General features: G+C 37.2%; 11 protein-coding genes. 2 read left to right on the top strand and 9 right to left on the bottom strand.

Annotated features, from left to right (window positions below; all coding sequences use genetic code 11):
• Window positions 1-76: 76 nt before the first annotated feature.
• The 9 genes from RHOM_RS02015 to RHOM_RS01975 form a co-directional block, all read right to left on the bottom strand.
• Window positions 77-1,321 carry a hypothetical protein gene (locus tag RHOM_RS02015; RefSeq protein ID WP_143761642.1) on the bottom strand — a complete coding sequence of 415 codons (1,245 nt, stop codon included), beginning with the start codon at window positions 1,319-1,321 and terminating at the stop codon, window positions 77-79.
• Between the two features lie 38 nt (window positions 1,322-1,359).
• Window positions 1,360-3,054, bottom strand: a complete 1,695-nt coding sequence (tnpC, locus tag RHOM_RS02010) for an IS66 family transposase (protein WP_014078582.1) — start codon at window positions 3,052-3,054, stop codon at window positions 1,360-1,362.
• Between the two features lie 287 nt (window positions 3,055-3,341).
• The gene (gene tnpB, locus RHOM_RS02005; protein ID WP_007888256.1) at window positions 3,342-3,695 is read right to left on the bottom strand and encodes an IS66 family insertion sequence element accessory protein TnpB; all 354 of its coding nucleotides are present in this window, start codon (window positions 3,693-3,695) and stop codon (window positions 3,342-3,344) included.
• Window positions 3,692-4,078: an IS66 family insertion sequence element accessory protein TnpA gene (tnpA, locus tag RHOM_RS02000; RefSeq protein ID WP_007888257.1), complete on the bottom strand. Its 387-nt coding sequence runs from the start codon at window positions 4,076-4,078 to the stop codon at window positions 3,692-3,694. Before tnpA ends, tnpB begins: the two co-directional genes overlap by 4 nt.
• A 168-nt stretch (window positions 4,079-4,246) precedes the next feature.
• Window positions 4,247-5,788 (bottom strand): hypothetical protein, encoded by a 1,542-nt coding sequence (locus RHOM_RS01995; protein WP_143761640.1) that lies wholly within the window; start codon window positions 5,786-5,788, stop codon window positions 4,247-4,249.
• 11 nt (window positions 5,789-5,799) lie between these two features.
• Entirely contained in the window at window positions 5,800-6,657 is an 858-nt protein-coding gene (locus RHOM_RS01990; protein ID WP_014078579.1) for a DNA-methyltransferase, read from the bottom strand.
• 265 nt (window positions 6,658-6,922) lie between these two features.
• Entirely contained in the window at window positions 6,923-8,308 is a 1,386-nt protein-coding gene (locus tag RHOM_RS01985; RefSeq protein ID WP_014078578.1) for a plasmid recombination protein, read from the bottom strand.
• 257 nt (window positions 8,309-8,565) lie between these two features.
• On the bottom strand, window positions 8,566-9,561 hold the full coding sequence (locus tag RHOM_RS01980) for an AAA family ATPase (protein ID WP_014078577.1): 996 nt from the start codon (window positions 9,559-9,561) through the stop codon (window positions 8,566-8,568).
• Window positions 9,562-9,575: 14 nt separating this feature from the next.
• Entirely contained in the window at window positions 9,576-9,812 is a 237-nt protein-coding gene (locus RHOM_RS01975; protein WP_014078576.1) for a hypothetical protein, read from the bottom strand.
• Between the two features lie 151 nt (window positions 9,813-9,963).
• Here RHOM_RS01975 and RHOM_RS01970 point away from each other — a divergent pair, with 151 nt between their 5' ends.
• Together RHOM_RS01970 and RHOM_RS01965 are read left to right on the top strand one after the other, a co-directional pair.
• Window positions 9,964-10,395, top strand: coding sequence for a helix-turn-helix domain-containing protein (locus RHOM_RS01970; RefSeq protein ID WP_014078575.1), 432 nt, complete (start codon window positions 9,964-9,966; stop codon window positions 10,393-10,395).
• Between the two features lie 57 nt (window positions 10,396-10,452).
• A complete protein-coding gene (locus tag RHOM_RS01965) occupies window positions 10,453-11,508 on the top strand; it encodes a tyrosine-type recombinase/integrase (RefSeq protein WP_014078574.1) in 1,056 nt (351 codons plus the stop codon).
• The last annotated feature ends 222 nt before the right edge of the window (window positions 11,509-11,730 follow it).

Raw genomic sequence — 11,730 nt, 5'->3', positions numbered from 1 at the left:
TCACTAGCTTCCATAGAATAAATCAATAAAATACAATTTTTACAATTCTCCATATTATTAATATTCATATATACAATCATTTCACACAATGTCTTGTATGTTGCATTGAAAGTAATGATTCCTTAATACAATCATACAGTTCTTCATGTCCTATTGACTGAAGCACCTTTTTGTCAAATGCTTGTCTATCTGCATTCATTAATTCATCTTCAATTTCCATGACATTACGATTCTTAATTTTTGAAAACAATGCTATTATCTCTGCTGCATCTTCCTTTGAAATCAACTCTGGATTAATCATACATATTTTTTGAAACCCTGTTTTACTTATATCTAAAACACCTTGCCCTCTACCAAATCCATTTGCTTCTATTGCAAACATACCATATATAGAATTAAGCAAAGCGAAAACCAGTTCTTTATTAGCTACAGAATCTTTATATTTCATCGCAATTAGCCTTTGATCAACTATCACACTTTCATTTAATTCTGCGATAAAAAGTCTTTTATCAGGATTTTCCGAAGTAACTAAATCTGCTCTATTAATTGATGGCATTTGATACCATGGTGAATAGTTAATACTTTTGGCTAATGGTTCATACTTATCATTTGAGAATTTGCGAATCCATTTCAGTGTTCCTTCTTCTCCATCTTCTTTTAACTGTTCAATTGTCTTATTACAGCAAAATGCCTTCATATTTGGAGAAGCCGAATATTTTTTTATATTTCTCGATGACTTCAACATTGGATATAAAAATTTATCTGCTATTGATGTTTCACCATTTATATAAAAGACTTTATTTTGCCCTGTACGCTCTCCTCTAATCATACTTAATTCTTTGGTAATTGGTTCAATATATTCCTGTATTTCTTTAATCCACGAAATATTATGGAATAAAGCATTCAATGAAATTCCATACTGCATAATATTATCAATATCACTAAGTGAATATTCTTTCATAGTTGCAACTGATTCATCAATAACTTGATGAAGAACAATACTATTAATTAATGTTTCTTTATCCTCCTCCTCGATTGTATTTATATCCTTATTAGTTAACCAAAAACTAATCCGCTTTGTTTTATCTGGAATACTAATTTCTTTTTTTCTTAAAATAAGTATAGTTCCAATAACATCCGCATTATTAAACCATCTCTTGCAATTGCTTATAAGAACCGATTCGATAATGTAATAATACTGCAATGCTTCGAAAAAATTTTTTCCTATATCTGTTCCTAACCAAGAGTTTGAAATAATAATCCCAAGTTTTCCGTTCTTTTCCAATAACTGTAAGCGATGAATAACACACCGCCTACCCAAAACAGTAAACGACTACCATTTACTTTAGGTTTTCCCTGCTATCTACATGGCAGGGGAATTCTGTTTTCCGGGACATTGGATTCCACATCAATGATCCCCGAACACTGCTCTTTGATAAATTCACTCCATGGCATCAGCTGTTCTATACCTGCGGACGAGTTCATATAATCCGGCATATACAGCAGTACCATATAGAGATATTGGAAAATATTCAGATTGTTTGCTTTTGCTGTTTCCACAATGCTGTACATTACCGCACTTGCCCCAGCTCCAGCTTCTGATGTATGGAACAGGAAGGCTTTCCGCCCAACGGCATAACTTTTGGCTTTCCGTTCCGCACGGTTGTTTGAAATTTCACACCGGCCATCTATCATATAGTTCATCAAGGTATCATGATGATTTTGGGCATAGTTCACCGCTTTCCCAAGCTTGCTTCCGCCAGTTGGATGCAGTGTGCCAAGCCAGTTCCAGAACTGTTCCCATACAGGCTGTTCCAGAATGGTTCTTTGTTGTTTTCGTTCTTCTGCCTCCAGTTCTTTTAATGTGCGCTCCAGGTAGAAGAGCTTATTGCAATACAGCAGTCCAATTTCTGCCGGGAGCAGCTGTTCCAGCTTCTCTTCATCCGGAATACCGGTATCCTCGATCGCTTCATCAGAGTTAACATCCAGAAGTTTCAACTTTTTACGTCTGGCTGCCGGGACTGCTTCAAAGAACTTACGTCTTGCATGTGCAAGGCAGCAGACCAGTATGACATCTTCAAGCCTGTTGTAACCCTGATATCCGTCACACTGTACCATTCCATGGAATCCTTCCAGAAATTCCTGCACACAGGATCCTTTCCGGCTTGGCTGGTAATCATAAAGGACAATTGGTGTAAGACCATCATTTCCGGTTGTATATAACCACATATAAGAGGTCTGTTCCGCCGTACGTCCCTTTTCCCGCAGCACCTGACATGTTGTCTCATCTGCATGTACCAGGTCCCGCTTTAAAAGTTCTTCATGCAGCCGATCATAGATCAGATAGAAATAGTTTTCTGCCGTATAAATGATCCAGTTCGCCATGGTTTCCCGTGGCAGGGTAAATCCCAGCTGGTTCATCAGAAATTCCTGACGATAGTAAGGCATTGCCATGCCGATCTTTTCCATTGCAACATATGCGACCATGGATGGGGAAGCCGGGCTGTGTGGAATCAATGCTGTAGGTATCTTGGATTCAGCAAATGTCCCGTCACCATCTTTTCTGCATTCCGGGCACTGCCATTTCTCCTGATAATAGTGGATTCGTTCCACCTTTGCCGGGGTGATCCGTAGTTCTTCACGGACAAACATTTCCGTCACATACTCCATCTTGGAATTACAATAAGGACAATACTTATCTTCTTCCAGCAGGGGGATGACTTCCTTATGGATCGGAAGATTTCCATATTGGTCTTCACGTGTCGCTTTCGCTTTGCGTGTTGTCCGTTTGTGGCTTTTGACGATTGTTGTCACAGTTTCTTCCGTTTTCTTATCCTGTTTTGTCTTCTCACTGCCTGTACCAAAGAGTTTCCGCTGGAATTCATCCAGTGTTTCCCTGAGACCGGCAATTGTATCTTTCAGGTCATTGATGGTTTCCTTCAGTTCTGTGATGGTTTCGTCTTTTTCATCTAACCGTTCAGAAAGCATCTGGATCATAAGGTCCTTCTGATTCATCTCACTGTTAAAAAGTATGTCCTGTCCCTTTGAATCCACGGTGAATCCCTCCCTCTTTTTTCGTTACCTTTATTGTACGAAAAGGAAGGCATGGTTGCAAATGCCGTCCAAAATCAGACTGGCATTATGCCGAAAGCCAGATAGCTCCTTTTTTTCTCAAAATCAGCCAGTTTCCGGGATTTTCCGTAAAGTTATGCACATCATGATGATGTCATGCTCAACTATCCCCGGACAACGCACCCCATGATTTCACATCTGTGGATATCTTCCGTCAACAGCCTGCTCCGGCTGTAGAAAAATTTTTCAAAATCTACATATTGCACAAATCAGTAATCCCTGTCTTTCGCAGGCTGTATCGCTTTCGGCTGGTCAATGGAAAGTCCTTCCATCAGCCAGCGGAATTCCTGCCTTGTCAGAGGTCTGACTTCTGAAGCATTGCGTGGCCATTGGAATTTTCCATTGTCCAGGCGCTTCTGCAGGAGTACAAATCCATCCCGGTCAAAATAGAGGGCTTTCATCGTATTCTTTTTGCGTCCACAGAACAGAAAGACCGCATTGGAGAACGGATCCATCTGGAAATTGTCACGGATGACTGCCATGAGTCCGTCAAAGGATTTTCTCATATCAGTCCTTCCTGTAACCAGATAGATTTTCTGTACTCTGGACAGATCACCGATCAAAGTTTCCGCAGGGCAGATATCGTATGATAGATCACATCCCTGCCTGCATGATTATTGATTGCAACTTTACAGCCGTTTATGATAACTGTCAGTGCTTCGCCCTCTGATGTTGCATCTGTTGACAGCAGTCTGACTGGATTCGATATCGGTATATGCGATTCTTCTGTAATGGAAAGTGGTACGATTTCATGTGTGGCATCCACGATTAGCCTGTCTGTCTCCGGAATCATACATGATTTCTTTCTCAGCCTTGTGACAGTATTATAAAACGTATTGATAGAGATATCATTCTGCTCACACCAGACACGGTCAGAAAATCCACTGCTGCGACATTGCTGAATTAATGACAGCCATTCTTCGTCTGTTCTTCTCTTATTACGCATAAGCTGCTCCTCCTGTTAGCTAAAGTAGTTAAACACCGTAAACGGCTACCTTTGCTTAAGAAAAGAAGAGTGATACGTCCGCATCCAGATCTGAAAATAGATAAAGTAGTCGTTTACTGTTTATTGACTGTATTATCCCAAATCTTCAATTAAATTTGGAACGGTATGTTATTCATCGCTTACCAATAACTCATATAATTTAAATGGTATATAATTATATAAATCCGTTTTTCTTGTAAATTTAATACCAGTACTATTTGTTATCTTTTCTCTCCATTGAGCAATATATTCCTGCTCATCGTCAGCGACTTTATTGTATTCTACAAAAGGCAAATTTGATACAATAGTTCCAAATTGGGGAATGATTTCTTCTATATCACTACCATCTATTGGATTTTTTATTTTAATCTTATCTCCTGTCTCTACCTCAAATATATCCGTTGTAAACATATTAATCGGTATATTTAATGCATGAATATCTGTAACCGCAATATTAGCAATCTGTAATGGATATGCATACTTATCTGACATCCAAGTTGTCATAAACGCTTTATCTGCCCTATGTATTCTTTGGGCTTTATTATTAATAATTGCTTTTGCAATCGTACCTGTACCAGCACACAAATCAGCACAATCCTTGTTCCAATCTTGCACAGTAATCTGACACAAAATATCTGCCAAACGATATGGTGTCGCATATTGTCCACGAATCTCTCTCTTTGCAGTATTTACGGTCTTTTCGAGTATATCTTGCAATACTCCTTGCTCTATTTTTTCAATGTTATTCTCAATTAAAAATTGATTATAATCAACAATATCAATCCATGTATCTTCTGGTATTACCTCATTAAATTCCAACGGCTTAAATACATTATAAAAATCTCCTTGTTCGACTATATGTTCAATAATATTATTTCCATCATTAGGAGATGTTGTATAATCAATATCTTTTATGGCATATGCACAATTATGATACTTTTTAATTGCATTAGCAAACATAACTCGATTTGTCCAATTTAACAACACTGACTTAGCATATGCCGAATACATATTATTCTCATCTTTATCGTATTCTTCATGAAATGCATTCCACCAAACCTTTAGTCTGCGTTCCATCTGCATATTCTTGCTAGACTCAATCATAATATTTTCAGCTACTAACTCTTTATTCCGCTGAATCAATTCTGTCATTAATCCATCCGATATTGTATTTACAATAGACGATGTTACAATTCTTCCATTAACAAGATACTCATTTACTGTCATTACAATTTCTTTTATAATAGGTAACCACTCTGCTTTGTATGTAGTAACATCTTCTCTTGATTTAATATGACTTGTTCCATCCCATACTTTGGCTTCCTCGAAAAAGCCTTGTTTGTTCTGTATATATAATTTTCCATAGGTAAAATTCCATATTACAAAACTGTTCAAGCCTAATGCTTTTGCCTTTCTTGTCGCATCTGCAATCAATGCTTCATCTGTAATCAATACATCCGGCATTTTAAGTTCCCAGCCTTGCAGTATTTTAGTTTGTGCCTCATCTTCGTACAACAAAACGTCTGGAAACATACTTTTCTTATTTACAGAAAGCGTACTTTCTCCACCTGCACTCTTAATCTTTAACCCCAAGCCATTCAGCATTACTTTTATCTCTGAAATAATTACGATTGCCCAACTTCTTTCATTTCTTCTGATAATTGTCCCCATACATTTCACCTTCATCTTTCTTTAAATTCTGCTATAAGATTTTCCTCTTTTATATATTTACGAGTTTTTTTTTCTAATCCTTCCCATGCTAAGAATAATCTTCTTTTTGCTACATCAATATAATCTATTTCTTCTTTTTTAAACAATGCAACATCTTCATTCTTTTCAATTCCAATAAAATTTCGCCCTTCCATCAATGCTGCCACTAAAAATGATCCGCTACCAAAAGTATTATCAAGTACTATATCCCCTGGATTTGTATATGTCCTTACCATATATCTGCCCAGTTCTATAGGCTTCTGTGTTGGATGAAGAACTGCACCTTCTGATTCTGCTGTTTTAATATAAATAACATCTGTAGGATAACGGTCTCCATCACTTGCTACATGCACTGGTTCAAAGTCTCCATAATTACCACTAAGCTGATTTTTTCTTATTCCTTTATCATATGGTTCTCCCTTTGTCATTTGAGGATGATATGTTGGCTGTTTTTTATAAAAAACGCAAACATCTTCATGTTTTCTTAATGGTTGCTTTTTAGCATTCAAAAAATTAGTTGGCTTTGATTTTTCCCATACCCACTTATACTTATAAATATTAGGTTGGCTCAAAATCAACTTTGCAGTAAAAACTCCATTAGATGTTAAAACAATTGCCCCATTGGGTTTTATTATTCGATTATATTGTTTCCATAACTCATCTAAAGGAATATAACTATCCCATTTATTTTGTGTCATACCATATGGTAAATCACACAAAATCATATCCACACTTCCAGCTGGTATTTTTTTCATATACTCTAAGCAATCGCCTTCAAACAATTTGTTGATCACATTACTCATATCTATATTATTTTTTTCACTATTCATGCCTTATCTCCTCGAACATATTTTCTGTTCATAGTATATCATTTTATTTTGTCGAACACAAGTTCCTATATCTGTTTTTTCATATAAAAATCCAAGATAAATTTTAACATATATCTTCCGTTTTTTCCACTTATAAAGAAAACACCTTTATTGCACTTTAGAAGTATCACAAAGGCTATTAAAACTTTTTCAGTCACAATAGCCTTTGATAATTTTTATCTCCCCTCATACACCTCCCACAATCTCTTCTGCTCCGCTCCTATCCTCAATATCTCCTGCAAATCTCTTGCCATTGCCTCAACATAACATCCATCTGTTCAACTGTACCAGTACGATTACCTGCCGTAATCTCCCATTGAACACCCTCTTTTGAGTAATATTCCTTAGTGCCCACATTCATATATCCATACAATGAATATGAATAGCCATCGCTTTTCTCTATGAATACCGGTGCCACTTCTCCTCTAGAAGTTTTCCATATCATCAGTCTTGGAAACCAGCATAAGCCTTCTTTAATCAGTTCCTTGAATGCCCCAAGCAGCTTGCCCAGCTCATTCAATATTCCACGGAATGAATTTCCTGCCTCTATTGTCTTATCCGCTTCTACCTGATTAGCATATTCTTCTATCGTAGGTGCAAATAATCTGAATGACGATACAAAATTCTTGATTCTATCAAGCAATTTCGCTGCATCTTCTGCTTTTTCAATAGCATTTGCCAGCTCTTCATTTACCGATTGAAGTTCAGATCTTTTTTCATCGAGTTCCATTGATATCTGTTTTGATTCTCTACTATCCATTTCTGATAGCGACTTACTAATCCGCCGCATACTTTCCAGGCATGAAATATCAGACTCCAGTTTCTCTTTTTTATCCGTATATTCTTTTTCAATAGCTTTATTTGCCTTAACTGCCCTATCCGATTCTTCCACCTGCTCTTGTAATTGTGTCAAATGCTTTGTCTCCTGAGCTACCTTATACTCTGCAACAGATAAATCATGATTTCGACCTTTCGACTTTTCTTTTATCTGTTTCCCAAACCAGTCATTCACTTCTTTATTCGCCACCTCTCGAAGCTCATCCTGCAGCACTCGTGATAACACATCTTTAGTAAATACCTTACGTTTTGACACCTGCTTGCTAAGACCTTTCTTATATCCATCTGCCACAGGAACTCCGACAATGTGCATATGCGGACTGTCCTCATCAAGATGAACCACAGCATTTGCAACTACAAACTGTGGAAGCCTCTTTCTAAGCTCGTCCAGTATTATCTGATATGACAATTTCATATATGACTTTATATCATCAAATTGCTTCCAGAACTCCCTGTCGCCTATTTGAATTATTATTTCAACTGCCATATCCTGTTCCTTACCTGCCACATGTTCAAAATAATCTTCGATTTTCCGGTCTTGTCGTGTCTGCTTTTTATTATATTCTTCTAATGCCTCATCGAATTCTTTATGATATACTGTTTTCACATCATCAATCAGATTTGATGTACCATATATGATGCAGATGTTGTCTTTGCTATAATCTGATGATTTGTATTTTCTCAGGTTATGCTTTGCAACAGCTGCAAGCTTAGATTTCGATGTAATGGCACTTTTCTTATTGCTCACATGAGCTGTATATGAAATATTTCCCATTCGCATCTCCTTATCTGTACTACCTTTTTATCTGTTAAATCTATCGGAGCAGTGCAGTTATCATCTTGGCTCTGCCACAGATGATAACCCCCTAGCAGTTTTGGCAAGCCAAAATTGCAGTGGGTTCTCCGAGGGTTTTATATATTATCTTTACTATTACCAAGAATTTAATAATCTGTACTTTTTATAGTTGCAGACTCTAAACTCTTCCTAGAATTTAGAATCTGCTTTTCCAAACATTCAGATTGTTAAACTCTTTATTCCGGCATTACCCAAGTCCAGTAAATTGTTCCATCTTCTGCCTTTTCTTTATCTGATGTTATACCCAGCTTTTTCTTTGCCGATAAAAGAGTATTTCTCTTAATGCTCCTCTTTGCAGCTTCCATCATTATTTCATTAGATGGAATTACCTTGTTTGAACCAAAGTATTCTTTGATAAAATTCTCCGCAATGTCGAGCTTCTTTTTTCCTCTTCCTTCATTGCCGGATAACAGCTCATCTATGGTAATGTCATATGGTCCTATGCATACCATTCCATTATCCTCAGTCATTTCAAATCCTATCGCATCCCCTGCCGGAGCTAATGAAGATTTATCATGTGCCATTATTCTTATATTAGGTTTATCACGGAGCCTTGCCACCAGCAGAACACTTCTGGCAGTTGCCTGTATATCAATAGAACCAAGTCCTCTGTATGTTGATTTGCTGCCAGATGCCTTATTCATATGACCAATAAGAATAATTGCACAATTATGCTTTTCTGCTATTATTCCAAGATGCTTTAGCACCGGTCTTATTTCATTTGCTCTGTGCATATCAACTGTAGCTCCGATATATGCCTGAATCGGATCAAGAATGATTAACCTTGCCCCAGTCTCGATTATTGCCTGCTCCAGCCTATCATCTGTCATTGATAATTCCTTATCTGTCTCATCAATAACCCGAATCATGGAACAATCTGCTCCTGCCTTTTCTAATCTAGGCTTAATCGTATCTTCAATTCCATCTTCTGCGGTCTGATAAATGATATGAATAGGTTCATATTCTTTATCATCATCACAGGGGAGCGGCAAGCCCCTGCTAAGAGCTGCCGCTAACTTGAGAACCAAAGTTGTCTTTCCTTCTCCCGGATCTCCTTCAATAATTGTTATCTTTCCGTATGGTATATATGGATACCATAGCCATTCCACCTCCTTTGAAACCACATCCTCCATATGAATAAGTTTCAGTTCAACATTCTGTTTTTTAACCATATTCATCCTCCTTGCTATACTGCTTCTTTGTTAAAATATCCTGTTTCTTCCCAAACTTTTTTATCCGGACAATAATAGCTGAACTCATTTGAGCTCCCTACCTTTATTGCCGTTCCAAATTTGAGTAATCCTTGTTGTATTCCCAGCCTTACATACTGTGCGTCCTTCCCTATTGCACTTGCAATCTCTTTTATTGGTACATTTCTCCCTGTAAAAGCTGGTAAATCACCCTGATAGATAACTTCTGGCATCTCTACCACCTCCTATTTTTATATAGAGCATTTCTTGCTCTGTTATGTTTTGTATTATGCAGACCTTTATTTGCTCTGTCAATGGTTTAAAATTTAATGTTGACTATTAAATATTAGTGTGTTACATTTACAATCACAGGAGGTTGAGGCAATGAATACCGGTAAAAAGATTAAATTAATACGAACCTTTCGTGGTTTAACCCAGAAAGAACTAGGCGAAGCTTGTGGAATACATGAAGTTGCAATCCGTAAGTATGAGCTTGGAAAGAATCTTCCTAAGCCTGAACAGCTTAGAAAAATTGCAGATGCACTTGGTGTCAATGTTAATTCATTGATGGAATTTGATATCGAGGCTGATGGTGATGTACTACCATTACTATTTGCTATTGATGAAACATTTGACATTTCTATCAAGGATTTAGACGGAGAGCCCGGTATATTCTTTTCCAATAAGAATCTTGTTCAGTTTCTTAAAGACTGGCAGGCTATGAAAGAATTACTTGATAATGGCAGCCAGACACAGGATAATTACGAAATATGGAAGACTATCCGCCCAAGTGTGACAAAGGTAACCCACGAATAACAATCATTTTATCCGTTTGCTATCAGCTTTCTAGTAAATAGCGAAAGGATGGTGCTTATGAAGTTACCCAACGGATACGGAAGCGTTGTAAAACTTTCCGGCAAAAGAAGAAAACCTTATCAAGTGAGAAAAACTGTAGGCTGGCACTACGATGAGGCGAAAGACAAACAGGTTCAGGATATGATTACAATTGGATATGCAGCTACCAGAGCTGATGGCTTGCAAATGCTTGCTGATTACAATAATAATCCATTTGATACCAAGGCTGCTAAGATGACATTTTCAGATGTCTATGAAGAATGGTCAAAGCGTAAGTTTCCTGCTATATCTGAATCTAATGTAAAAGGATACACAGCATCCTATAAATCCTGTGAACCCCTTTACAACAAAATTTTCAAGGATATTAAATTAGTTGATTTACAGACTGTTATTGATACCTGCGGTAAGAATTTTCCTACTCTCAAGAAAATCAAAGTCCTGTTTAACCAGCTATTTGATTATGCTTTGAAAAATGATATTTGCAACAAAGATTCTTCAAGCTTCGTTGATATTGTTCAATACAAGGATCGTAACCCTAACAAATACGATAGAAACAAGTTTGAGAAAAATGAAATTGAGATTATCTGGGAACAAAAGGAAGACAAATATTATCAGATAGTATTGATGCTCCTATATAGCGGAGTCCGTATCTCTGAAATGCTTGATTTGAAGAAAGAGAATGTTCATCTGAATGAACAGTATTTTGATGTTATCTGTAGTAAAACAGAAAATGGTATCAGAAAAGTTCCAATAGCAGACAAAGTTCTGCCATATTACAAAGCTTGGTATGAATCCTGCCCTGAATGTGAATATTTACTTCATACAGAAGTTGGAAAACATTTTGAATACCGAAACTACTACGATAGCTATTTCAAGCCATTGATGGAACAGCTAGGTATTAATCGTACACCTCACTGCTGCAGACATACATGCATCTCAATGTTAGCAGAAGCTGGTATTAACCAGACGATTATCAAAAAGATTGCGGGGCACTCAGGTGCAATGACACTCACAGAGAAAGTGTATACCCACTTTGATATAAAGGAGCTTGTAGATGCGATTAATAAGATTTAAACAAAGAAAAGGACACTCCCCAGTATCTCTACTGAAAAATGTCCTATACATATCAATATCTTTGTTGCATACCTGCTGCATATGTGTTGCATTCGATGTAAATTCCAGCACATCTGACGGCATTCCTCAACTTCTGTAACCCTTGAAAAATGGGCTTTTCTTGATATCTTCGTTCTTGAAAGATTATCTCTTTGAGAACTGCGGAGCGCGACGAGCTGCTTT

The sequence above is a fragment of the Roseburia hominis A2-183 genome (assembly GCF_000225345.1).
Classification (GTDB): domain Bacteria; phylum Bacillota; class Clostridia; order Lachnospirales; family Lachnospiraceae; genus Roseburia; species Roseburia hominis.
Note: the sequence above shows the minus strand (reverse complement) of the source record. Positions and strands in the feature narration are given on the sequence as shown.

Coding starts and splice junctions, on each gene's coding strand:
- tnpA (WP_007888257.1), bottom strand. CDS start 4,078: ATGCGTAATAAGAGAAGAACAGACGAAGAATGGCTGTCATTAATTCAG.
- RHOM_RS01995 (WP_143761640.1), bottom strand. CDS start 5,788: ATGGGGACAATTATCAGAAGAAATGAAAGAAGTTGGGCAATCGTAATT.
- RHOM_RS01990 (WP_014078579.1), bottom strand. CDS start 6,657: ATGAATAGTGAAAAAAATAATATAGATATGAGTAATGTGATCAACAAA.
- RHOM_RS01985 (WP_014078578.1), bottom strand. CDS start 8,308: ATGGGAAATATTTCATATACAGCTCATGTGAGCAATAAGAAAAGTGCC.
- RHOM_RS01980 (WP_014078577.1), bottom strand. CDS start 9,561: ATGGTTAAAAAACAGAATGTTGAACTGAAACTTATTCATATGGAGGAT.
- RHOM_RS01975 (WP_014078576.1), bottom strand. CDS start 9,812: ATGCCAGAAGTTATCTATCAGGGTGATTTACCAGCTTTTACAGGGAGA.
- RHOM_RS01970 (WP_014078575.1), top strand. CDS start 9,964: ATGAATACCGGTAAAAAGATTAAATTAATACGAACCTTTCGTGGTTTA.
- RHOM_RS01965 (WP_014078574.1), top strand. CDS start 10,453: ATGAAGTTACCCAACGGATACGGAAGCGTTGTAAAACTTTCCGGCAAA.